The organism is Clostridium sp. AF17-21AC, assembly GCF_003461365.1.
Lineage (GTDB): Bacteria > Bacillota > Clostridia > Lachnospirales > Lachnospiraceae > Coprococcus > Coprococcus ammoniilyticus.
Genome location: NZ_QTWY01000009.1, coordinates 52257 through 76570 on the forward strand (window position 1 = coordinate 52257; position 24314 = coordinate 76570).

Genomic DNA, 24314 nt, shown 5'->3' on the forward strand with positions numbered 1-24314 from the left:
TCTTTCCGTTGTCTCATTTTTCGCGTAGTTGCAGTTCTCTTTCTGTATAACTTCATCTATATATGATGTACATTGCGTATTCGTTAAAATGTATACGTTTTTACCACAACGCATATCGCCAATTCTGTTTTTTACAAGGTACACGTCTTTATGATCTGCTAAATACATATTCTTTATATTGCATTTCTTATATTTTCATTCTTTTTTCATACTCTTTACCACGCCTGCTTCTTTTTATCCATTTCCATCTGTGTTATACTTATCATTATTATATAAGTAGAAAAGGAAACACTATGAGCAACAACAAAAAGAAAAAGAAGAAAAACAACCATACCTCCGCAACTTCCAATGTACAGGCAAAAAAGCAGACTGCTGTGCAAACAGCAAAACCGGCTAAGGCACAAAATATCGAAACGAAACAGGAAACTGTCAATACTCAGGCTACCGTCGAAAAGAAGGAACCGGTAAAGGTACAGACTATCGAAAACAAACAGGAGCCACCGCACGAGTTCAAAGATCCACGCAAGGTTCCACCAAAGGAAGATCTTAAGATTGAGGACAAACTGGAATTTGCAACCATGTCCCGTAAGGAGCGTCGGGCAGCAAAAAGAAAACGATTAAAGGAAACGACCGAAGGAATGACCTTGGTGCAAAAGTTACAATACTTTTTATATGCGTATAAGATGGAGATCCTGCTACCGCTGATCGTGATCATCGCAATCAGCCTGATCGTAGTTGCATTCTTCCGCGGCAACAAACCGATCGCACTCTCCTACGCAGTTGTAAACTGTGAAGATCTGGAAGCACTTGACACCTCTGTCATAGAAGCTGATTATTGGAACTACTATGGTTTTGATGACAATTATCAGTTTCAGAAAGTTCTGGATCTGAAGTATGATCCAAGCATTAGCACCAACGAAGCATCTAAAGATGCCGAAAGCGGAAACTACATTGCATTTCCTACTCTATGTGATGAAAACTACTACGATATTATCATCACAAATAAACGGGGACTGGAATACTTAAGTGAAAGTTCGATCATTCATACACTGGGTGAAGCATTGCCTTCCGATCTGTATGATATTTTCACCGCTGATTATAATGATCAGATCACAACTTCTCCTGCTTACACAGGAAAGAGTGCTCCATACGCGATCAACATCAGTGATACCGACTTCGCAAAGAAACTGAATCCGGGATACAACGATGTCTACATCTGTTTTCCCGGCGTATCCGAGGACAACCAGAAGCGTGTCAAGCAGATCTGTAACTTCATCTTCGATCTCGGATTGGAGCTATAAATAATACCTATATAGAAGAAGATCACACAGGACTGTCTCTGAAGTGATCCAAATATAAATATACCCACTATAAATGACTTGCTGCGGTTTCTGCTCGCAACACATGCCTGATTCGTAAATACTTCTGTGCTAACTCGCCTTCGGCTCAGACAAGCACCCGTATTTACTGGCAATGTGTTGCTTGCGACGAAATCCTCGCAAACGTCATGTTATAGTGGGTATATTCATATAACGGATTCACTCCGAAGACAACCCTGTGTGATCTTCTTCTATCCAGCTATATTCTGTTTTGTTTCTTTTCTATTATAGTAAAGCATTCCGAGGACTAAGACTGCTGCCATCACGACAGTTGCCACGATGCTGCCCTCCATGCCGAATTTACCGCCCGTCAGGAATATATTTCCCGGTTTGATTTCAGAGGAAAGAACAGCACTTCCTACGTTGGTTCCGCTGACAGAGATTCCATAGAAGGTTCCCTGCACGAAATTCCACATGCTGTGGTAGCCTGCCGCACCCCAGATGTCATTTGTTTTTATCACATAGAGTGACAAGAATATTCCAATCAACAGCAAGTTCAGGAACGCCAGAATCGTAAGTCCCGGATTCAACATATGGCAGAATGCAAATGCCAGTGAATTTACAAGAACAGCTTTTACTGCCGAGCTTCGTTTCATCAGGCTTATCATAAAATATCCTCGGAATGTGATCTCCTCACTGAAGCCCTGTACCAGAAATCCGATAAAATACAAAAGCACGATCAGCAGATTGCAGTTCTGGTTCCATCCCTTAATATCTACAAATCCAAGAGCAGCACCTACAAGTACGCAAAGAGAAAAGGATACCGCGCCAATAAGCAAGCCCTGTACATAATGCTTTGCTCCATCTTTTTTAACGATTCCCATAGAATAATAGGAACGTTTTTCTATCTTATTACAATAGATCAGAACAGAAATGATCAGGATCAGTGTACAGAATAATGTAAGTATATACATTCCGTCTGTCATATTGGTTGCCAGTTCCATCATATCCGAAAAAGATGAATCTCCGTTTAAGAACAGTCGCTGCAGTTGGTCAAACATTTCCATATCTGACAGGAACAGGTACATTTCATATATTGCAGGAATCAAACCTGCAATAAAGCTTCCGACCAGGAATACCAGGATAAACCGCCATATTTCCTTGCCAAACGAATAAATCTTTCCTTCTTCGCCTGCCCGCTTTGCAATCTCAGGCTTTTCTAATCTCATCTTCATATGAAACATCCCCTGTCTGCCATCTTAATCTCTGTCTTAATCTTCTCCATCAACATCCATGTTCATGATCTGACGTTTTCTTGCAAGCTCATCATTTGCCAGATATTCATCATATGTTGTCTGCTTATCGATCAGACCTGTATTGGTAAGTTCGATAATACGGTTTGCTGTTGTCTGTACGAACTGATGATCCTGTGACGAGAACAAAATAACACCAGGAAACTTGATCAGTCCATTATTCAACGCTGTAATAGATTCCATATCCAGATGGTTTGTAGGCTCATCTAAGATCAGACAGTTTGGAGCCATGATCATTAGCTTGGATAACATACAGCGGACCTTTTCTCCACCAGACAGAACCTTTACTTTCTTAACACCATCGTCGCCGGCAAACAACATTCTTCCAAGGAAGCCTCGTACATAAGTTGCATCCTTTTCTTCCGAATACTGTGTCAGCCAATCTACTATGATCAGGTCATTATCGAATTCCTTTGTGTTATCCTTTGGGAAATAACCCTGTGAAGTTGTAACACCCCATTTGAAGCTTCCTTCATCCGGCTTTTCTTCTCCTGCAAGAATCTTGAACAGCATTGTCGTTGCCTTTGTATTTGGTCCGACAAATGCAATCTTATCATCATGTCCTACTGTGAATGATACATCATCTAACAGCTTCTCGCCCTCTACTGTCTTTGAGATATGAGATACGGTCAATACTTCATTTCCGATCTCTCTCTTTGGACGAAAATCAATATATGGGTATTTACGGCTGGATGGCTTGATATCATCTAGTTCGATCTTTTCCAGTGCTCTCTTTCTGGAAGTTGCCTGCTTGGACTTGGAAGCATTTGCCGAGAATCTCTGAATGAATTCCTGTAATTCCTTGATCTTCTCTTCCTTCTTCTTATTCGCTTCTTTCATCTGCTTGATCATCAACTGACTGGACTCATACCAGAAATCATAGTTACCGGCATATAACTGAATCTTTGCATAATCGATATCGGCGATCTGAGTACATACCTTATTCAAGAAATAACGGTCATGGGATACCACGATAACGGTATTCTCAAAGTTGATCAGGAATTCCTCCAACCATGCAATCGCATCCATATCCAGGTGGTTCGTAGGCTCATCGAGAAGGAGAACGTCGGGATTGCCAAATAACGCCTGTGCAAGCAGTGCCTTAACCTTCAGTCCACCATCCAGATCTTTCATCATCATATAATGATATTCTGTGTCTACACCCAGACCATTTAACAAGGTCTCCGCATCGGATTCTGCTTCCCATCCGTTCATATCCGCGAATTCACCCTCAAGTTCAGAAGCACGGATACCATCTTCATCTGTAAAATCTTCTTTTGCATAGATCGCATCTTTTTCTTTCATAATCTCATACAGACGCTTGTTTCCCATGATAACAGTATCGAGTACTGTGTATTCATCGAACTTGTAATGATCCTGCTGTAATACAGACAGACGCTCACCCTCATCCATTGTGACATCGCCCTTTGATGGTTCGATCTCTCCTGAAAGGATCTTCAAAAAGGTTGATTTACCGGCTCCGTTTGCTCCGATCAGTCCGTAGCAGTTACCCGGTACAAATTTAATATTTACATCTTCAAATAAAGCTTTCTTTCCAAATCTTAATGTTACGTTATTTGCACTTATCATCGATACACATACCTTTCCATTTTTCTAATCTAAAAGTATATCAATTAGTTGAATATGTGTCAATTATGAAAAGAACGTATGTGCCTGAAAAAGCCGGAAAAGGCTCATTTTCTAAGTCTTTTCCGGCTGACCGGTCAGGGGTGAACCCTTCAGTTCTGTTTTCCTGTTATTTCAGATTCTTTACAATCGGATCATAAAGATCTAATTTACAATGTTCGTCCTTGCTGAAATGGGAACAGTTTAAGCAACTCTTTTCACCATCCGCTTTGTTGGTCATGCTGTTGCAATGGCATGTCTTTTCATAAGCACTACAACGTTCTGCTACCTCATGATAGGTTTCTGTTGAACTTCTCATCGTTCTTACCTCCTTGACATTTGTCAGTCTTTCTCGCAGATTTCATAGATCCGGTCATGCACCAACAACATCAGGCAATGATATCTGCATAACTGTCTATTATCATCTACATGCATTAGTATCTGCATCTTATCTGTCATTTATTCCGAACATTACCGGATAGTGTAATGTTTATGTAAAACCATCATTTCTTAGCCGTTCTGTTCTTGACAAGATTTCCTCTATTCTGTACAATCAAAAGCAAAAATATTTTTAGGAGATGATCTTTTTTGCACCCCAGTACAATTATCCAGTTATTTACAATTATTCTATTGATCCTGTTGTCGGCATTCTTTTCTTCTGCCGAAACAGCTCTTACGACCGTCAATAAATTCACCCTGCGCTCAATGGCTGACAATGGGAACAAACGTGCTGCCAGAGTTCTTAAGCTGATCTCTAACAGTGACAAACTGATCAGCACAATATTAATAGGTAATAACATCGTGAATATTTCAGCTTCCGCTCTTGCAACAACACTTACCACTAATTTATTTGGAAGCAAGGCAGTCGGAATCGCAACCGGAATTCTCACCATCTTGATCCTGTTATTTGGTGAAATCACACCAAAAACGCTTGCCCAAAATAACAGTGTTAAAATGTCAATACTTTATGTGGACGTCGTACGGTTTCTGGTATATATCTTTACCCCATTTGTGTTCATCATAAACAAGATCTCTCATGTTATTTTCTGGATCTTACGAATGGATACAAACGGAAGCGCCAAATCCATCACCGAAGACGAGCTGATCACTATGGTAAATGTCAGCGAGGAAGAAGGTGTTATTGAGAACAAAGAAAAGGAAATGATCACAAATGTAGTGGACTTCGGAGATTCCCGTGTACGTGATATTATGATTCCCCGTGCCGATGTGACCATGGTTTCTGTTACTGCTTCTTATGATGAACTGCTGAAGCAATATATGGAGGTTCCTTACACCAGACTTCCTGTTTATAAGGATTCCCGTGATAATGTCATCGGTATTCTGCATGTAAAAGATTTATTTTTTTATAAAGCAACTCATGATATCAACAATTTTGATGTTGCAAAGATCATTCGTGAACCACTCTATGTGTATGAATTTCAGAAGACAAATGATCTTCTGACCAATATGAAATCCAGCTCCAACTCCATCGGTATTGTTTTGGATGAATATGGCGTCAGCGTCGGTCTGATCTCCATGGAGGACTTGATTGAAGAGATCATCGGTGATATCAAGGATGAATACGATGATGCAGAACATAATAATATCGTAAAAATAGATGATACACACTACAGCATCGATGGTGGCATCAAGCTCGATGACTTAAATGATGCTCTGGATCTGGATATTGAATCCGAAGATTACGATTCCATCGGTGGCTATATCATTCAGTTATTAGATCACCTTCCTTCGGTCGGTGATACTGCATCCGACGGAGCAATCTCCTGTAAAGTCACAAAACTGGATAAAAAACGTGTATCCAGAGTTCTTCTTGAAATCCTGCCACAGCCGGATACCGACAATGATGACGGCAACGCATAATGAAGTCTTGTCTTATATGACTTTTACCTGTACTAAAATACCGGTATCGTGCAGGTATACAGATTCCAATATAATTCGTAATTTATAAAAATTCTGGCAAAACGCTTGTGTTGTGGTTTTTATTCCTATATAATAGAATACTAAGGTTATAAAGTCCTGTATTTCATATCATTTACATGAAAACAGGACTTTCCTATAGAATTCATACAGATTTGGTTACGTTTGGGAGAGATTCTAATGAATAAAAATATTACTCGCAGAAAAAAATTATTACAGATCGCAACTTCTCTAAGTTACATTGATCCGGATGATATACCCGAGATTGATCTATATATGGATCAGCTAACAACCTTTATGGAGGATAAGCTGAACGCTAATAAGCGAAGCGAAGAAGACAAGACCATGACGAAGACCATGATCAACAATTATACGAAAAACAACCTTCTCCCGCCCCCTGACAAGAAGCGTTACTCCAAGGATCATCTGATCATGCTGTTGTATATTTACTACCTCAAGAACTTTGTAAGTATCACTGATATCCAGACACTTCTTGCCCCGATGAATAACAACGACTGCTATAACGGCGAGTCCCCGGTCAATATCGAAGAGGTCTACCGCAAATTATTCAATTATGAGATTGATAACTATAACGATATTATCAAGAGCATTTTATCTACCTATGATAAGGCATCCGATATGTATGATCCGGAAACAGACGCTTATCTTCATGATATGTGTATGGTATCTATGTTGTCCGTCGATGTCTATGTTAAGAAGAAATGTATCGAGCATCTGATTGATGATATGCATTCCGTTCAGGAACAAACATTGAAGCAGAATGCACAGAAAGCAAAAACTGCCGAGAAAACAAAGAGTACCGAGAAAGTTACTGCAATCAGTAAGGCAAAGACTGCCGAAAAGGTTACTGCAAACAGCAAAACGAAAGCTGTGGATAATACCAAGCCAAACCGAACAACAACCGGCAGCAAAAATAGCGGACGCTAAAGGCAGCACCAAAGAACAAAAGGCTGAATGTCTTGCACAAAAATGTACAAAGCATTCAGCCTTTTATTATATTTAAATCCACAACAGAAATCATGGATTTTCCATACCTGTCATATCAGTTTTCTTGCCACTGCATAATTGATATTTTTTTCATTTACAGTTTTGCCTGTTAAAATCGCGGATCACAGCAAGTACAGGCAGGGCATTTCCATTATAGTCGAACAACGCCTGATTCGCCCACTCATTTCCTCCCGGTCCTTTTTCCCCGGTATATGCGAGCGCTGCTTCTGTTGCCCAACCACATCCCGGAACCGGAATCCATGCAGGCTCCCAGTAATAGAAGCCTTCTCCACCCGGAATATCTGCGATCAGTTCCATAAGATCTTTCATAAATGTAGTCTGTCCTTCCTTTGTCATCGGATAATCCAGCTTCTCTACAAGCTCCGGCTTTGTCGCCATTCCTTTTAACTGATCCAGCGGTTTACCCTCGCGATCACGATAATCTTCCATCGCGCCGTGCCAGAACGGATAATAAGACAAGCCTATAATGTCAAATGGTTCTGCTCGCTTTGTAAATTCGTCGAACCACTCCACATACATCTCATTAAAGCCACCATTGTCCAGATGAATCATGATCGGAATATCCGCCTGAATCTCTCTCACTGCACGGATTCCTGCATTCAGATACTTTGCGATCCGGTCAAACTCCAGTTTCCTGCCGCTTGGCCAGAGCAGACCATTTGTCAGCTCATTTCCAACCTGTACCATTTCCGGAAGCAGGTCTTTGTCTTTTAGTGTCTGCATGACTTCTTTTGTATACTGATATACTGCTGCCTCCAATTCGTCCTCGTTCATACCCTGCCATGCTTTTGGTGTTGTCTGTTTTCCCGGATCCGCCCAGAAATCACTGTAATGAAGATCCAGCAGATATCCAATTTGATATTTTTTTGCACGCTCGGCAAGAACGATCACTTTATCCAAATCATTGGTCCCTGCGCCATATGGAGTACCATCCGGCGCATACGGATCATTCCAGAGTCTTAATCTCACAGAATTTGTACCATATGCTTTCAAAATAGCAAATAAATCCTGTACTACACCATTATCATAATACTTCGCACCACAGGCTTCTTCCTCCAGCAGGGTGGAAATATCCATTCCTTTTATAAACATAACATCCTCCTTTTAATACAACTTCTACCTATATATCTTTCAAAAATCAACTTCATACTTCCGCAGCCTGCTTTTACAGTTTTTTATCTGCTGTCCTGCGTTTATCAGGCATCTTTTATGGAGCAGAACTGATGATCTTTTAATTTATATTTCCCCTTTTATAATTATCACATTTTTTGCATCAACAGTGATTTTTCCGTTTACAACCTGTCCACTCAGAAGTTCTGTTCCATTCACATTCAGAATTTCTGCCGCCACATCGCCCTCATTGATATAAAAGGCATAACGGTGTGTATCCGTGTAACGCTCATGATATTCCACATTCTCAGGCAATTTCTTTATCCGGATTCCTGCATTTGTAATCAGCTCTTTGATCAGTTCTGTCATCTTCCGATAATCAAGTCCGTCATAGAGCTGCATAAAATTCGTTGTAACCGGGCGATCCGGAGTCAGCTTCTTCACCAGATCAATCTCAAATTCCATATAATCATTCATATTCCATGTCGTGAATCTCTTCCATTCCAGATTTAAGCCCATAATACTGTACTCGCCATTTTCATAACTTCTACCTCTTATCTTTCTTTTATATTCAGCGCGGATGCGCCACCCTACAAACTTTAATTATATTTATCCAAAGAAAAAAATTCTCTCGTAGCTTACATATAGCACCATATAGATCCATCTTTAACCCTTATAAAACATGCTTTTTTCTTCTGGTCATGATTCCAGCTCACAATCTCATCATCATCGATAGTTACTGTTATTCCTTTGTTCATTACAAATTCCATAAAAACCCACCTTTCTCTACCCCCTATTATTTTACTAATCCTTTTTATAGCGGAGCGCATCGACCTTTGACACGCTCCAAGAAAAAGGATGGGAACTCATGCGTTGAGAGGGGGGGAAAACAACGCATAAAAAAAGTAAGTACAACACACAATTCATGTGTTGCACTTACTTTACAACGAATAATTTTATTTTTCTGTGTATTCCATACAGGATTCCCTGACGATCAGATTACAAGGAATCTCCGCCTTTAACGGAGTACGGATACTAAGGTTTGATGCAGCATAGATCAGATTAGCACCATGCTGTCCCATATCATATGCCGGAGCATTTACGGTTGTAAGTGCAGGAACTGTATACTCACTAAGCTCTGTGTTATTAAAGCCAACAAGCGATATATCCTCCGGCACTTCCATATTCGCTTCCTTGAATGCCTTTAATGCTCCTACTGCAAGAGCATCACTGGCTGCAAAGATTGCACTTGGACGTTCGTCAGCTTCTGCTATTACTTTCCCCATCTCATAACCAGAGAATGTATTGAAGCTTCCCTCATACAAATATTTCTCATACGGGAGTTTTTTCTCCTTCATATATGCAATGTATTCTTCTAGTCTCGGATCTACCAGAAGCTCATGATCGCCCACAAACTCTTTACCACCCATGAAACCGATCTTACGATGTCCCAGATGATACAGATAGTCAAGTGCATCCCGTACTGCCTGTTTGAAGTCCATTGTCAGGGATGTAATGTTGTAGTTCTCAACCTTCATATCCAGAAATACGATATTACTGCATATCTCTATAAATGATTTTACTTCCTCATGCGCAAACTTACCCAGACAGATAATTCCATCACAACCACGCAGCATGTCCAGATAGTTGCTGTCATTCCGAAATACCCGAACCAGTTCAATCGACTGGCTGATACAGAAATCCTCGATTCCCTTTCTTGCGGACAGATAATAACTATCCTTCATCTCATCCTCTGCGGAAAACCAGAGTACAAGACCAAGTTGGAATGACTTCTTCAATCTGGCTGACTTTTTCTTTGTATAGTGTAGCTCTTTTGCTGTCCGAAGGACTCTTTCCTTAGTCTCCGGTAAAACATTTAATGTCGGATCATCGTTCAAAATTCTTGAAACTGTAGCCGGTGACACATTTGCCCGTCTCGCAATATCCTTGATTGTCGTCATAATGTACCTCTTTACTCCATATTTATTGGATAAATTTACTATATTTTTACTAACTTAGTGTAACAGATTTCTTTTTATTTTTCAATTACTTTTTCAGTAAATCTTTACTAAAGTGTGGTTGACATTTTACTAAACATATGTTATCCTGTCACTATAAAGAACAAACAGACTTAGGAAAACAGGCACATCTGTACAAGTAAACACACATTTACGCATCGTACAGGTGTAAGCACATTAATTATCATGTATGATCAGGAGGACAAACATATGAAACATGCATCTGAATTAATAAAAGACTTTGAATCAGAACAGTACAATGAATTATTAACCGATATCTATGTCGATGAGCATCTGCTCGCTTATCAGAATGGCAGATATATCGCTGCTCTTCAGGAATTCATCAAAGATTTCGGAGACACAGAGGTATCTATCTTCTCCGCTCCGGGTAGAAGTGAAGTAGGCGGAAATCATACTGATCATCAGCACGGTCAGGTACTTGCCGCATCTATCAATCTGGATGCGATTGCCATCGTTGCAAAGACTTCCGATGATAAGATCCAGGTTATCTCAGACGGATATGATCTCATTACAATCGACGCATCCGACCTTTCTCTTGTAGAAAGTGAAAAAGAAACAACAACGGCTCTGATCAAGGGTGTTGCTGCCGGATTAAAGGAACACGGACACGCTGTCGGCGGCTTCAAAGCATATATCACCAGTGATGTACTGATTGGTGCCGGTCTTTCATCTTCTGCAGCATTCGAAACAATCATCGGAACCATCCTGTCGGGACTTTATAATAATGGTTCCGTATCTGCAATCGAGATCGCGATCATCGGCCAGTATGCAGAAAATGTATACTTCGGAAAGCCTTGCGGCCTGATGGATCAGATGGCATCTTCCGTCGGAAATCTTGTACATATCGACTTTGCAGATCCAGCCGATCCTATTGTTGAAAAGATCGACTTTGATATGGCAAAGAGCGGTTACAGTCTCTGTATCACTGATACAAAGGGCTCTCATGTAGATCTGACTGCTGACTATGCTGCAGTTCCTGCCGAGATGTGTGCCGTTGCGGAGATGCTTGGCAAACCGGTATTAAACGAATTAAGCGAACAGGATATTATCGACCACATGGCTGACATCCGCACCAAACTTGGCGACCGTTACCTGCTTCGTGCCCTTCACTATTTTGAAGAAGTAAAACGGGTAGAAATTCAGGTTGCTTCCCTGACAAAGGGTGATATGCCTGCATTCCTTGCAGCGGTTAAAGCATCCGGTGATTCTTCTTTCAAGTATTTGCAGAACGTATATACGAATAAAGATATTCAGGCTCAGAATGTATCTGTTGCTCTGGCTGTCAGTGATATCACACTTGGAAGTCACGGAGTCAGCCGTGTTCACGGCGGTGGATTTGCCGGAACTATTCAGGCATTTGTAGAAAACGATACTGTTGAGACGTATCGCCAGGCTATGGATCACGTATTTGGCGGAGGCTCCTGCCATGTACTGAAGATCCGTAAATACGGCGGTATGCAGGTACTGTAAAACAGACGACATGATATAATGAACGCAAAATCACTTGCTTGCAAGGGGGCTGATTTTGCGGAATGCATTGAACGTGCGAAGCACATGATATAATGAACGCAAAATTATTTGCTCGCAAGGATGCTGATTTTGCGGAATGCATTGAGTGAGCTATGCTCACGATATAATAACAAATTTTATGGGAGGTTATGACTATGATAGAAACATATATCAAAGAATTGGTTACTTATGGTTTAAACAAAGGACTTGTTGATCCTGCAGACGAAATATATGTTACAAACCGTCTGCTAGAGTTATTCGACATTCAGGAATACAACGAACCGGCTGAGATTCCATCCCGTCCGCTCGTTGATATCTTAAACGATATGTTAGATTATGCATACCGGCACAAGCTGATGGAGGATGACACGATCACAAACCGTGATCTTTTCGATACAAAGATCATGGGTATGCTCACTCCTGCTCCATCTGTTGTACGGAAAATATTTGCTGATAAATATGCCGTATCCCCAAAGGAAGCAACGGATTATTATTATGCTTTCAGTAAGGCTACAAACTATATTCGTGAAGATCGTATCGCAAAGGATGAAAAATGGGTTACGGAAACGGAATACGGTCCGATCGATATTACGATCAACCTGTCCAAGCCGGAGAAAGACCCAAGAGATATCGCGAAAGCAGGAAAGGCAAAGAAATCCGGTTATCCAGCCTGTCTGCTCTGCCGTGAAAACGAAGGTTATGCCGGACATTTCTCACATCCTGCCAGACAGAACCACAGGATCATGCCTATTACCTTAGATGGACAGGCATATTACTTACAGTACTCCCCTTATGTGTACTACAACGAGCACTGTATTATCTTTAATGCAAACCACACACCAATGAAGATTGACCACGCTGCGTTTGTAAAGCTACTTGATTTTGTCCGGTTGTTCCCTCACTATACAGCCGGCTCCAACGCAGATCTTCCGATCGTTGGCGGTTCCATTTTAAGCCATGACCATTTTCAGGGTGGCGGCTATACATTTGCAATGGCAAAGGCTCCATATGAATCAAACTTTACTTTACCTGGTTACGAAGACCTGACAGCCGGTATCGTCAAATGGCCTATGTCTGTTATCCGTCTTCAGGGATCTGATCCTGCTCGTATCGCAGATGCAGCAGATCACATCCTGACAGCATGGAGAAATTACACAGACGAAGCTGCATATATCTACGCTTACACAGACGATACTCCACATAACACGATTACTCCGATCGCAAGAATGCATGGAGATCTGTTCGAACTGGATCTGGTACTTCGTAACAACATCACAACCGAAGAATGTCCGATGGGACTCTACCACCCACACAGCCAGTATCATCATATTAAGAAGGAAAATATCGGTCTGATCGAGGTCATGGGTCTGGCTGTTCTTCCTGCAAGATTAAAAGGTGAAATGTCAGAGCTTGAGGATGCAATCTTAAACCACAAGGACATCCGCGCAAATGAAGCTATCGAAAAACATGCAGACTGGGTTGATGAATGGATTGGAAATTATGACATTACTCCGGAAAATATCCATGGAATCATCCAGAACGAGATCGGCAAGGTATTCTCAAAAGTTCTGGAATGCTCCGGTGTATACAAAAATACCACCGAAGGCAGAGAAGCCTTCATGCGCTTTGTAAATACCCTTTAATCCCCGCTTCGCTTCCTAATACCAAATATATAGGGGATTTTCTCCCCGCATGGTCGGGCAGACTGATGTCTGTCCGACCAATTTTATGTCTGCACAGGCACTATGGCAAACAGAGTACTGTGCAAATGACATCAAGCGAAGATTTCGTAATAAATTGCATATATCAGCAAATATGGGGGCTTGTTTGAGCCGTCAGGCGAGTTAGCACAGGAATATTTGCGAATCAGATATATGCAGTTTATAGAAATTGAAGCGAGTCATTTGCACAGTACTCTGTTTGCCGCAGTGCCTGCGCAGACATAGGTTGGTTGTAGGACAAACAAAATCCTCCGGAAACGGATCGTCTTGATCCATTCCCGGAGGATTTCCTGTTTTATATGTTGTTATTCTGAATCTTTCTTTTCTTTATCCAGATTCATTCTGCTGAATACAAGTTCATAACCATCTTTACCATAATTAAGAGATCTGTTCACTCTGCTGATTGTTGCTGTCGATGCACCGGTCTTCTCGGCAACTTCCAGATAAGTATTATCTTCCTTTAACATCTTCGCAACCGCAAATCTCTGGGCTATGGACAGCAATTCATTTACCGTACAAACATCTTCAAAGAAATTAAAACATTCCTCCTCTGTCTCCAATGTCAGTATTGCTTCAAACAGATCACGGACTGCTTCTGTATGTACTGTCTTTCCCATAACTCATACTCCTTTGCCACTTTTATGCTGTGAAAATCCGGATCATCCTCAGACTTTCATGCACTTTTACAATCTAAAGTATTAATATGATAACTCAATTTCTTATAATTTGCAATCTTTTTTAATCCAGATTGCAAGTCCCTGACGGTTTACATAGAATTCGCCGCAGCCTTCTTCATCGATACGGATATCATACTTTGCATTTCCCATTACATCTGCGAAATGACAGCCTGCAAACTGTCTTCCGACATACATGCGCTTTGTTCCGCCGGTTCCATCTGACATAATAACTGCCAGACCGGAATTCTCATGCTCTGCATCTCCTTCTCTGGTAAAGCCGACAACATCCGGATGATCAAAGTAGTCATGCTGTGTTCCGTATGCATATTTCTTACGAAGCTTTAACAGTTTGTTCATGATTGTCTTTCTGGACTTGATCTTAGCCGCAGGAATGCCTTCATAATCACCCATGAACATACATGGATATCCCTGTTCTCTTAATAAAATGATCGCATATGCCAGTGGTTTAAACCACTCTGCTACAGCAGATTCCAGCACACCGCCCGGCTGTGATTCATGATTCTCTACAAATGTAACTGCCTTTGCAGGATTACTCATCATCATGGAGCCATCCAGTAACCGGCTCAGATCATATTCTCCTTCTGCAACGGATGCATCATGGAAACTGAAATGCAGCGGCACATCAAACATAGATGGCTGATTGTCCGCAGACGCGATGTAATCATTGATATAGTCACATCTCCAGTGCCAGAAGTCACCTACCGTAAAGATCTCTTTTTCTTCTTCTCCGGCATTCGAAGCAGCTTCTGCAAAGTCTCTGATGAACCATCCCGGAATCTTCTCTGCTTCCTGGAAACGGAATCCGTCCACTCCGGTCACATCCTCATACCACTTCGCCCATGCCATTAATTCATCATATACTTCCTGATTGTACAGATCCAGCTCACTGCCTATGATATAATCATATTTGCTGAGCTTGTATTTCTTCTCTGCTTCCATCTCTGTCATACCAGACAGTTCGCAGACACGTCTCTTAAAATCATCCTGCTGCCAGTCAATCCCTGCAAAATGATTCCAGTTCCATTTGAACTTGGAATACTTGCTCTTTCTGCCCGGGAAGGTGAACTTCGACAAGGCTCCAACTATCTTTTTATTACCAATCATCTGCGGAATATCCTTGGCATTAAAATCTGCTGCCGTAACCTTCTCCACAGAATCTGCGCCTAACTTCTGTCTGACTGCGATATCTGCATATACATTGATTCCCTGTGCCTTCATTGCATCGATTGCTTCCAGATATTCTTTCTTTGTACCATATCTGGTTCCAACCGAACCCTTCTGATTAAATTCACCCAGATCATACAGATCATATGGCGCATAGCCCCTGTCATCTTTTCCCGCTGCCCCTTTGGTTGCAGGTGGAAACCATACAGCAGTTGCACCGAGCTTTTTCAATGTCGCTGCATCCTTTACCGCTTTCGCCCATAATGTCTGATCAGCCGGTGTATTTGCATTAAAATACTGCACCAGCAGTCCATTATCTTTCATCTTGCTACCTCCACGATTATATAGTTAATTGCACCCCGCTATTATAACGCTTTAATTCTCTCGATTGCTTCTACTGTATTCTCATATGTACCAAATGCTGTCAGCCTGAAATATCCTTCACCACTCGGTCCAAAGCCTGAGCCCGGTGTACCTACGACATTTGCATTTGCAAGCAGATAATCAAAGAACTCCCATGAAGTCATCTTATCCGGTGTCTTTAACCAGATATATGGTGCATTCACACCGCCGGATACGGAATAGCCTGCTGCCTTTAATCCATCATAGATCACCTTCGCATTGTTCATATAATATGCAATCTGTGCCTTTGTCTGTGCTTTACCTTCTTCTGAATATACAGCTTCTCCTGCTGCCTGAACAATATATGGAGCACCATTAAACTTGGTCCCATGTCTTCTAGCCCATAAACCATGAAGTGCAACACCATTTGCATCCTTCAGATCCTTTGGTACAACTGTAAATCCAAGACGGGTTCCGGTAAATCCTGCATTCTTCGAAAAGCTTCGAAGCTCAATCGCACAGGTTCTTGCACCTTCGCACTCGTAGATAGAATGTGGTACATCGTCTTCACTGATATATGCTTCGTATGCTGCATCATAGATGATCACAGCTCCGATCTTATTTGCGTAGTCAACCCATTCCTGAAGCTGTGCTTTGCTGATGGTCGCTCCTGTCGGATTATTTGGGAAACACAGATAGATAATGTCCGGCTCCTCCTTTGGGAATTCCGGTGCAAATCCGTTCTCCTCCAGACAAGGCATATAGATCACATCGCTCCAGAGTCCGGTCTCTTTATCATAAGTTCCGGTTCTGCCTGCCATTACATTTGAATCTACATAAACAGGATAAACAGGATCACATACAGCAATCTTGCTTTCCGGTGCAAAAATCTCCTGAATATTTGCAGAATCGCTCTTTGCACCATCACTTACAAAGATCTCATCAGCAGAAATATCAACTCCATGGTCAATATAGTCATTCTTTACGATGGTATTTCTTAAGAATTCATATCCAAGATCCGGTGCATAGCCCTTAAATGTCTCTGCTACCGCCATCTCATCTACAGCCGAATGCAGTCTCTCAATAATAGCAGGAGCAAGCGGCTGTGTTACATCTCCGATGCTCAGACGGATAATCTTCTTATCAGGATGTGCCGCACTGTACTCTCTCTGTTTCTTTGCTACTGTTGAAAATAAATAGCTTCCCGGAAGCTTCAGATAATTCTCATTTGCCTTAAACATGTCATTTCCTCCTAAAATCTGTCAGTCTCGCCGTCAAACACTACCTTGGCCGGACCTGTCATGTATACCTTATTGTTCTCTCTATCAAAACGGATGATCAGATCGCCGCCTAATAATTTTACGGTTACCTCATCATCTGTCTTTCCATTTAATACACATGCAACTGCAGTTGCACATGCTCCGGTTCCGCATGCCAGTGTCTCTCCGGTTCCTCTCTCCCATACACGCATCTTTACGGTATGACGGTCGATCACCTGAACAAACTCCGCATTCACACGGTTCGGAAATACTTCATGATGCTCGAATAACGGACCAGCTTTCTCCAACGGGAAATGTTCTGTATCGCCTACGAACATAACTGCATGTGGATTTCCCATGGATACACAGGTCATATGATAATCCACACCTGCTACTGTGATCTTCTCGTCGATCACCTGCTCTTTATCTGAACGCACAGGCACCTGATCTGCCTTGAGGATCGGCGCACCCATGTCAACTGTTACCATATCAACCTTGCCGTCCTTTATCACAAAATCCAGATATTTGATTCCGGCAAGTGTCTCTACAGATATCGAAGTCTTATCCGTAAGTCCATAATCATATACATACTTTCCTACACAACGGATACCGTTTCCACACATCTCAGATCTGGAACCGTCTGCATTATACATATCCATTGTAAAATCTGCTTTATCGGATGGCTTAATCAGGATCACTCCATCACTTCCAACACCAAAATGCCGGTCACTCATGGCAATCGCCAGTTCCTCAGGATTTTCTACCTTCTCTGAAAAACAATTTATGTACACATAATCGTTTCCAAGACCTTCCATCTTTGTAAACTTCATATTCGTGCCTCCTTAAAACAGTGCTGTATGTTCCAGTATCATATATGCCATTTCAACAATATTGATACCATTATCCATGCTCTTTTTCTGCAGATACCGATGAGCGCCCTGCTCATCAAATCCATTATCATTCATTAATTTCAGCTTTGCAGCCTTAATTACCTTTTTTTCATCTTCTGTGCGTTCCTTTGGTTTTGTCTTGCGTTTTTTACGCTCCCACAGAATATTTTCAACCGTCAGTGAAACAGTATTGATAAAATCCTGTGTACGAAGTGGCATCGGCAGGCATGTAATTCCACTTTCTCTACACGCCTCGTAATGCACACGAGATGCAATCACAAGCATATCAAAATAATCCGGTATATTTGCCGCCAGCTCCGAAAATAACATATCCGGATACTGGTATCCGCATATAATAAGACCATCATCACACGCATCTGCTGCCTGTGCTGCCTGTGCTCCGGTCGTACATACCTGAGTTACATTGATCCCATGTCGAACCAAAAGATTTTTTATGCTTTTTGCTTCTTCTATCTTTGCAAATAGTACAATTACATTTACCAAAACAACAACCTCTCACCCGACCAGTTTCAGTTCCTTATATTTTCATGGAACAAATTGATTCTATAATATAGCAACACAGGCACCCATAAAATGGGTGTCTGTATTACTCCTTGATGCTTCTTCGGTTTTACTTAAACATACCGGCTTCTGATCAGACTTTGTAAAGGTAATTGCTGATCTCCCAGTCAGTGACCTGTCTGGTATATTCGTTCCACTCATCTAATTTTGCTGATGTGTAACGTGTAAAGATATGCTCACCAAGTGCTTCCTTCATGAAGTCACTGTCTCTCATACATAAAACAGCTTCTCTTAAGTTTGCCGGAAGGCTCTCGATGTGTCTTGCTTTCTTTTCTTCTCTTGTTAATTCAAAGATATTGCTGTCAACACTTGGTACAAGCGGAATCTGTCTCTTGATTCCGTCTAATCCGGCTTTTAAGCATACAGCCATTGCCAGATATGGATTTGCTGTTGGATCCGGGCAACGAAGCTCTACTCTCGTTCCTGCTCCTCTTGCACTTGGGATACGAACCAATGGGCTTCTGTTTTTTGCTGACCATGCAATATAAATCGGTGCTTCATAACCAGGAACCAGTCTCTTATAAGAGTTTACTAATGGGTTTGTGATTGCTGTCATCTCTCTCATATGTTCCATGATACCTGCAATGAAGTAATATGCTTCCTGACTTAAACCAAGCTTATCATTATCATCTGCAAATATATTTTTGCCATCCTTTGATAAAGACATATTCATATGCATACCGGAACCACATACGCCATACTTTGGTTTTGGCATAAATGTAGCACACAGACCATGCTTCTTGGCAATTGTCTTAACAACGAGCTTAAATGTCTCGATGCTGTCGGCAGTCTTTAATGCCTCGCCATACTTGAAATCTATCTCATGCTGTGCAGGAGCAACCTCATGGTGGGAAGCTTCAATCTCAAATCCCATCTGTTCCAGTGTCAGTACCATATCTCTTCTGGCATTCTCACCGAAATCAAGTGGTCCAAGATCAAAATAGCTTGCACGCTCGTAAGTATTCGTTGTTGGTAAGCCATTCTCATCTGTCTGGAACAGGAAGAACTCACATTCTGGACCTACGTTCATCATGTAACCCATATCAGCAGCTTCCTTCAATGCCTTCTTCAGAACATATCTTGGATCACCTTCAAATGGAGTGCCATCCGGCTTATAAACATCACAGATCAGTCTGGCAACCTTACCCTGCTGTGGTCTCCAAGGGAAAGTCTCATATGTATCATAATCTGGATATAGATACATATCGGATTCCTCGATTCTTGCAAATCCTTCAATAGAAGAACCATCAAACATAATCTTGTTATCCAGTGCTTTTTCAATCTGACTTGAAGTTATAGCAACATTCTTAAGGTCTCCAAAAATATCTGTAAACTGAAGTCTGATAAACTCTACATCATCTTCTTTTACCATCCTTAAGATATCTGCTTTCGTGTACTTACCCATAATATACTCCTTTTCATTACTTAATGTTGATATAATGCAGCGTCTGGTTATATAAAAGTATTCCACTGTTGCATTCTTTCCTGTGGACAGACTCCATCCACATTAAAGTTCTTAATAATCATAAACGCATCCCTTTATTTTGTCAACGAAAACCACACTTTATCATAAGGCTTATCGGTCAAATATCTTCACATAGCCGGCAGCATTCATTTTCTGTTTTTATCTTTTTTTCTTTGTAAATACAGTATTGCCAATAAACACCGCAAGCCCGCCATAGCCGACCGCTTCTATCAATCCTGTTATAGTTTCCCGCACAGTAGTATCTGTATGATCGATATAGGCAAACTGTTCGATTGCGGATAAGAGCCAGTACTTGCGGAGAAACACATCTCCATCAGCAAGAATCTGATCCAGACCTGTTATCACTGTTGAGAATAAAAGTACAATAATGAGATTCACCGCAACTGCCATTCCTGCATTTTTTACATTCATCGCAACTGCCATATAGATATAGGAAGAAACTACATACATAACAAGCATTAAAAGAAACACTCGGATAAATCCTGTCACATCCTCGCGTTCGATTGTTCCATGCCAGAATATCGCCCCGGCAATCAACGATACAGCTACATATAAAAGATAACCGATGCCTGCTATCACCGTTGTCGCATATAATTTAGCCATATAAATCTGACGTGTCTGATACCCGCGTTCCAGCATCAGCGAATAGACACCATTCCGTTTCTCTGCCCCGATCATGATCGTGATCACGATTGCATACAAAATAGAGAGAATCTGCATCAGTGAAACAGCGATTCCGGCACAGTCAAACAGATTTATGTCTGTAAATGCATCCACATCCGTATCATATCCACCCGCTGCTTCCATCAGCTCTCCGGATATCATATGTGTTGCAGCATAAAACAATGCAAATCCAACCAATACCATTCCAATGATCACAATGCATGCAATACGAAATGTCTTATTCTTCCTGATTCTGTAATTCTCTGCACGAATGATCTGATTCATCATTTGTTTCCTGCCTTTCTGTCTTACCTGTTATTTTCTGTACAGCATGTTATTTTAATCTACTAGCCCTGTTGATTTCTCTAATGTATTCTGGTTCTGTCTTTCCTCTTGTTTATTATTCTGATCTGCTATATTTGTTTTATAATTTTACTTGATATTCTACACTTATGCTATTTATTTACATTGTTTTTTGGAATCGTGTAATAATATAATCCTCAACTGCTTCCTCGCTGCCTGCCTGCTGAAGCAGTTCTTCTCTTGTATATTCCATACAGATCCTGCCATGATCCATAACCAGATACCGATTGCAAAGTTTTACCAATTCACCGATCACATGACTGCTGATCAATATTCCGATTGACCGATCCTCATGCATTGCCCACAGACGTTCTTCCAGATCCTGCATTCCCTGTACATCCAGACCGTTTAACGGCTCATCTAAAATCAAAAGTCTCGGATCACCGAGCATTGCAACCGCTATGCCAAGTCTCTGTTTCATTCCAAGTGAATACCTGCCAGCCAATTTCTTTCCGGCTTCTGTAAGCCCCATCTGCTGCAGCAGGCTCTCATATACTGCTTCATCCTCTACCCCAAATAATCTGCCAAAATATCGAAGATTCTCGATTCCAGACATATCGGTATATATATTTGGATTCTCGATCAGCGTTCCTACATCCTGCGTTCTTCGTTCTCCTGAAAAACTGATTTCTCCCGAATCAACCGGAATGCTTCCTGCAATCGCCCTCATCAGTGTCGTTTTACCTGCTCCATTGCTTCCCAATAACCCAATGACATCCCCTGTCCAGATAGACAATGATACATCATCCAATACTGTACGTTCCTTATATTTTTTTGTAACATGATCTATCTGTACGATCTTCTCTGCCATAAAGGTCTCCTTGCATTCTTTTTTTGTGCTAATCCTTTTTTCATATTGCTAATTATCCATTTATTTTTCATCTAACAATATAACTATACCTTCTATATTTAATAATATCTTTAATCAAAATTTTATCCCAGATGATTCAGGACGTCAATATTGCATTAAATAAGTCAAATGTTGTTTTTCATATAAACACGAAATCTGCATTTGGCTTATTAACATAAACATAAAAAGGATGATTGTGAATCACTTCACAACCATCCTTCATTTTTCAGATTGTATGCACACCCTACGGTGTAACCAATGAATATAGATTAATCTACTACGTATGGTAAAATTGCAATCTGTCTTGCTCTCTTAACTGCTACAGTTAAAGCTCTCTGATGCTTAGCACAGTTACCGGTAATTCTTCTAGGAAGGATCTTACCTCTTTCAGAGATGTATCTCTTTAACTTGTTTGCATCTTTATAATCGATAACAGCAGTCTTATCTGCACAGAATACACATACTTTCTTTCTTCTACGAATATTTCTTCTCTTCATTGGAGCGTCTGCTCTATCTGTCTTTGTATAAGCCATTGTATTTACCTCCTTCTTTACTTGAATGGTAAATCATCCTCTATACCTTCCGGAATACTCATAAAACCTTCTGCACTTGCATTTGCAGGTGAAGGTCTGCCAGCTGGCTGATAACTTCCGCCATCTGATGAAGAACTTCCTTTGCTTTCAGCAAATTCCTGGTCTTCGATAACAACATCTGTTGTATATACTTTGTTTCCATCTTTATTGGTATAACTGCCTGTCTGGATTCTTCCAGTAGCCACGATCTTTGTACCCTGTTTCAGATACTTTTCAGCAAATTCTGCTGAACGGCCAAAAGCAACACAGTTAATAAAATCTGCGGTCTGATCACCATTTCTGTTAAAACGTCTATCTACAGCGAGAGTGTATCTGGCAATTGCCATCTGATCATTCCCCTGAGAATATCTGATCTCTGGATCTCTTGTTAAACGACCCATTAAAATTACTTTATTCATACGGAATTCCTCCTATTACTCAGCGTCTAAACGAACGCAAAGATATCTGAGAACAGGCTCCATGATACGAACATTAGCTTCAAGCTGTGCTGGTACATCAGCTTCTGCATCGAACTGAATGAAGTAATAGTAAGCTTCGCCCATCTTCTGGATTTCATAAGCAAGCTTCTTAAGTCCGCAGTCTTCAACATTAGTGATAGTTGCATTAGCTTTCTCGATGTAAGCCTTTACTTTCTCAACTGCTGCTGTTCTAGCATCCTCATCAATCTTTGCATTAACTACTAAAGTTAACTCATACTTGTTCATGTAATTGCACCTCCTTATGGTCTCTGGCCCATATATGATATATGAGCAAGGAAATATATGATTATTAACACATCACAGAACAAAATAATATCATAAAGGTTCCCATGTTGCAAGGATTTTTTTATTATTTCAATACTTTTTTTGCTATTCTATAAAACCTTTAAAATTCTTTTCAACTAATTTTCTCGGTACCATCACCTGATGATCGCACCCTTTACATTTCAAACGAAAATCCATACCAACGCGAAGGATCTCCCATTCATTTGCACCACATGGATGCGGCTTCTTCATCTTAATTACCTGACCAACATTAAACTCCATACTGCACACTCCTTATTTATCAACACCTGAATCTGATTTTCTCTCAGTCTTTTTACAGATAAAAGAAAAAGCTGAAATCGTTATGATTTCAGCTTTTCAAAGTCGTGCCCAAAGCTGGAATCGAACCAGCGACACGAGGATTTTCAGTCCTCTGCTCTACCAACTGAGCTATCTGGGCATATTACATAATAGTAGCGGGGACAGGATTTGAACCTATGACCTTCGGGTTATGAGCCCGACGAGCTTCCAGACTGCTCCACCCCGCGATATAAATAAAAAAGAAATGGGCGGAGGTGGATTCGAACCACCGAAGCATTACGCAGCAGATTTACAGTCTGTCCCCTTTGGCCACTCGGGAATCCACCCATTTTTTGCTTTTCAGCAAAAAGCCGATGATCGGACTCGAACCGATAACCTGCTGATTACAAATCAGCTGCTCTGCCAATTGAGCCACATCGGCATATTAAATTAAATGACCCCAACGAGATTCGAACTCGTGTTACCGCCGTGAAAGGGCGATGTCTTAACCGCTTGACCATGGGGCCTTATAAGATTAGCTCCCCGAGTAGGGCTCGAACCTACAACCCCTCGGTTAACAGCCGAGTGCTCTACCATTGAGCTATCGAGGAATAACACCTGGTATACCACGGCGTACTCATCAAGCCTAACACAGATTCAGGTTGATGTCAATACTTTTTATTTCATGTACCTTCAGAATTTCATACAGAAAGTCTTACGACTTCATTCTCTCCAATCTCTTCCGCTTATCTTTCGAACCTCTCAGGATAAGTCTTC

Annotated in this window: 24 protein-coding genes and 6 tRNA genes; 5 read left to right on the forward strand and 25 right to left on the reverse strand. The window is 41.1% G+C overall.

Annotated features, from left to right (window positions below; all coding sequences use genetic code 11):
- Positions 1 to 293: 293 nt before the first annotated feature.
- A complete protein-coding gene (locus DWW85_RS11935) occupies positions 294 to 1301 on the forward strand; it encodes a hypothetical protein (RefSeq protein ID WP_117808771.1) in 1008 nt (335 codons plus the stop codon).
- A 269-nt stretch (positions 1302 to 1570) separates the two neighbouring features.
- On the opposite strand, the gene DWW85_RS11945 is transcribed toward DWW85_RS11935, so the two are convergent.
- The 3 genes from DWW85_RS11945 to DWW85_RS11955 form a co-directional block, all read right to left on the reverse strand.
- Positions 1571 to 2554 carry a CPBP family intramembrane glutamic endopeptidase gene (locus DWW85_RS11945; RefSeq protein ID WP_181986569.1) on the reverse strand — a complete coding sequence of 328 codons (984 nt, stop codon included), beginning with the start codon at positions 2552 to 2554 and terminating at the stop codon, positions 1571 to 1573.
- Between the two features lie 36 nt (positions 2555 to 2590).
- Complete coding sequence (locus tag DWW85_RS11950) at positions 2591 to 4222, reverse strand: ATP-binding cassette domain-containing protein (protein WP_008401240.1); 1632 nt, start codon at positions 4220 to 4222, stop codon at positions 2591 to 2593.
- A 166-nt stretch (positions 4223 to 4388) separates the two neighbouring features.
- A complete protein-coding gene (locus DWW85_RS11955) occupies positions 4389 to 4577 on the reverse strand; it encodes a hypothetical protein (protein ID WP_021943509.1) in 189 nt (62 codons plus the stop codon).
- Between the two features lie 269 nt (positions 4578 to 4846).
- Here DWW85_RS11955 and DWW85_RS11960 point away from each other — a divergent pair, with 269 nt between their 5' ends.
- Positions 4847 to 6139 (forward strand): hemolysin family protein, encoded by a 1293-nt coding sequence (locus tag DWW85_RS11960; RefSeq protein WP_117808774.1) that lies wholly within the window; start codon positions 4847 to 4849, stop codon positions 6137 to 6139.
- A gap of 237 nt (positions 6140 to 6376) precedes the next feature.
- On the forward strand, positions 6377 to 7144 hold the full coding sequence (locus DWW85_RS11965) for a DUF1836 domain-containing protein (protein WP_242996202.1): 768 nt from the start codon (positions 6377 to 6379) through the stop codon (positions 7142 to 7144).
- A 150-nt stretch (positions 7145 to 7294) separates the two neighbouring features.
- Here DWW85_RS11965 and DWW85_RS11970 read toward each other — a convergent pair whose 3' ends face one another.
- The 4 genes from DWW85_RS11970 to DWW85_RS11985 form a co-directional block, all read right to left on the reverse strand.
- Entirely contained in the window at positions 7295 to 8317 is a 1023-nt protein-coding gene (locus DWW85_RS11970) for a glycosyl hydrolase 53 family protein (protein ID WP_117808775.1), read from the reverse strand.
- 144 nt (positions 8318 to 8461) lie between these two features.
- Positions 8462 to 8854 (reverse strand): beta-galactosidase, encoded by a 393-nt coding sequence (locus DWW85_RS13020; protein ID WP_242996204.1) that lies wholly within the window; start codon positions 8852 to 8854, stop codon positions 8462 to 8464.
- 119 nt (positions 8855 to 8973) lie between these two features.
- The gene (locus tag DWW85_RS13080; RefSeq protein ID WP_264293250.1) at positions 8974 to 9105 is read right to left on the reverse strand and encodes a hypothetical protein; all 132 of its coding nucleotides are present in this window, start codon (positions 9103 to 9105) and stop codon (positions 8974 to 8976) included.
- A gap of 186 nt (positions 9106 to 9291) precedes the next feature.
- Positions 9292 to 10296 (reverse strand): LacI family DNA-binding transcriptional regulator, encoded by a 1005-nt coding sequence (locus tag DWW85_RS11985; RefSeq protein ID WP_117808777.1) that lies wholly within the window; start codon positions 10294 to 10296, stop codon positions 9292 to 9294.
- Between the two features lie 267 nt (positions 10297 to 10563).
- Here DWW85_RS11985 and DWW85_RS11990 point away from each other — a divergent pair, with 267 nt between their 5' ends.
- Together DWW85_RS11990 and galT are read left to right on the forward strand one after the other, a co-directional pair.
- The gene (locus DWW85_RS11990) at positions 10564 to 11844 is read left to right on the forward strand and encodes a galactokinase family protein (RefSeq protein ID WP_117808778.1); all 1281 of its coding nucleotides are present in this window, start codon (positions 10564 to 10566) and stop codon (positions 11842 to 11844) included.
- 194 nt (positions 11845 to 12038) lie between these two features.
- On the forward strand, positions 12039 to 13526 hold the full coding sequence (gene galT, locus DWW85_RS11995; protein WP_117808779.1) for a UDP-glucose--hexose-1-phosphate uridylyltransferase: 1488 nt from the start codon (positions 12039 to 12041) through the stop codon (positions 13524 to 13526).
- 383 nt (positions 13527 to 13909) lie between these two features.
- Here the strand turns inward: galT and DWW85_RS12000 are convergent, their stop codons facing one another.
- From DWW85_RS12000 to DWW85_RS12085, 18 genes are all read right to left on the reverse strand, one after another.
- Positions 13910 to 14221 (reverse strand): YerC/YecD family TrpR-related protein, encoded by a 312-nt coding sequence (locus tag DWW85_RS12000; RefSeq protein ID WP_008401229.1) that lies wholly within the window; start codon positions 14219 to 14221, stop codon positions 13910 to 13912.
- 102 nt (positions 14222 to 14323) lie between these two features.
- On the reverse strand, positions 14324 to 15790 hold the full coding sequence (locus DWW85_RS12005) for an alpha-amylase (RefSeq protein ID WP_117808780.1): 1467 nt from the start codon (positions 15788 to 15790) through the stop codon (positions 14324 to 14326).
- Positions 15791 to 15831: 41 nt separating this feature from the next.
- Positions 15832 to 17049 (reverse strand): LL-diaminopimelate aminotransferase, encoded by a 1218-nt coding sequence (locus DWW85_RS12010; protein WP_008401227.1) that lies wholly within the window; start codon positions 17047 to 17049, stop codon positions 15832 to 15834.
- 11 nt (positions 17050 to 17060) lie between these two features.
- Complete coding sequence (dapF, locus tag DWW85_RS12015) at positions 17061 to 17897, reverse strand: diaminopimelate epimerase (protein ID WP_117808781.1); 837 nt, start codon at positions 17895 to 17897, stop codon at positions 17061 to 17063.
- A gap of 12 nt (positions 17898 to 17909) precedes the next feature.
- Positions 17910 to 18461, reverse strand: coding sequence for an ANTAR domain-containing protein (locus DWW85_RS12020; protein ID WP_021943521.1), 552 nt, complete (start codon positions 18459 to 18461; stop codon positions 17910 to 17912).
- 151 nt (positions 18462 to 18612) lie between these two features.
- A complete protein-coding gene (gene glnA, locus DWW85_RS12025) occupies positions 18613 to 19944 on the reverse strand; it encodes a type I glutamate--ammonia ligase (protein ID WP_117808782.1) in 1332 nt (443 codons plus the stop codon).
- Between the two features lie 219 nt (positions 19945 to 20163).
- Positions 20164 to 20976, reverse strand: a complete 813-nt coding sequence (locus tag DWW85_RS12030; protein WP_117808783.1) for an ABC transporter permease — start codon at positions 20974 to 20976, stop codon at positions 20164 to 20166.
- A 175-nt stretch (positions 20977 to 21151) separates the two neighbouring features.
- A complete protein-coding gene (locus DWW85_RS12035; RefSeq protein WP_117808784.1) occupies positions 21152 to 21862 on the reverse strand; it encodes an ABC transporter ATP-binding protein in 711 nt (236 codons plus the stop codon).
- Positions 21863 to 22170: 308 nt separating this feature from the next.
- Complete coding sequence (gene rpsR / locus DWW85_RS12040) at positions 22171 to 22434, reverse strand: 30S ribosomal protein S18 (protein ID WP_008401221.1); 264 nt, start codon at positions 22432 to 22434, stop codon at positions 22171 to 22173.
- Positions 22435 to 22451: 17 nt separating this feature from the next.
- Positions 22452 to 22892: a single-stranded DNA-binding protein gene (locus DWW85_RS12045; RefSeq protein ID WP_008401219.1), complete on the reverse strand. Its 441-nt coding sequence runs from the start codon at positions 22890 to 22892 to the stop codon at positions 22452 to 22454.
- A gap of 15 nt (positions 22893 to 22907) precedes the next feature.
- Positions 22908 to 23198 carry a 30S ribosomal protein S6 gene (gene rpsF / locus DWW85_RS12050; protein ID WP_008401218.1) on the reverse strand — a complete coding sequence of 97 codons (291 nt, stop codon included), beginning with the start codon at positions 23196 to 23198 and terminating at the stop codon, positions 22908 to 22910.
- Between the two features lie 144 nt (positions 23199 to 23342).
- On the reverse strand, positions 23343 to 23519 hold the full coding sequence (locus DWW85_RS12055; protein WP_021943524.1) for a DUF951 domain-containing protein: 177 nt from the start codon (positions 23517 to 23519) through the stop codon (positions 23343 to 23345).
- 105 nt (positions 23520 to 23624) lie between these two features.
- Positions 23625 to 23697 (reverse strand) — tRNA-Phe (locus tag DWW85_RS12060).
- Positions 23698 to 23711: 14 nt separating this feature from the next.
- Positions 23712 to 23785 (reverse strand) — tRNA-Met (locus DWW85_RS12065).
- A gap of 18 nt (positions 23786 to 23803) precedes the next feature.
- Positions 23804 to 23885: transfer RNA gene (locus tag DWW85_RS12070), tRNA-Tyr, on the reverse strand.
- A gap of 21 nt (positions 23886 to 23906) precedes the next feature.
- Positions 23907 to 23979, reverse strand: a tRNA-Thr gene (locus tag DWW85_RS12075).
- Between the two features lie 13 nt (positions 23980 to 23992).
- Positions 23993 to 24064 (reverse strand) — tRNA-Glu (locus tag DWW85_RS12080).
- A 12-nt stretch (positions 24065 to 24076) separates the two neighbouring features.
- A tRNA-Asn gene (locus tag DWW85_RS12085) sits at positions 24077 to 24148 on the reverse strand.
- Between the last annotated feature and the right edge of the window lie 166 nt (positions 24149 to 24314).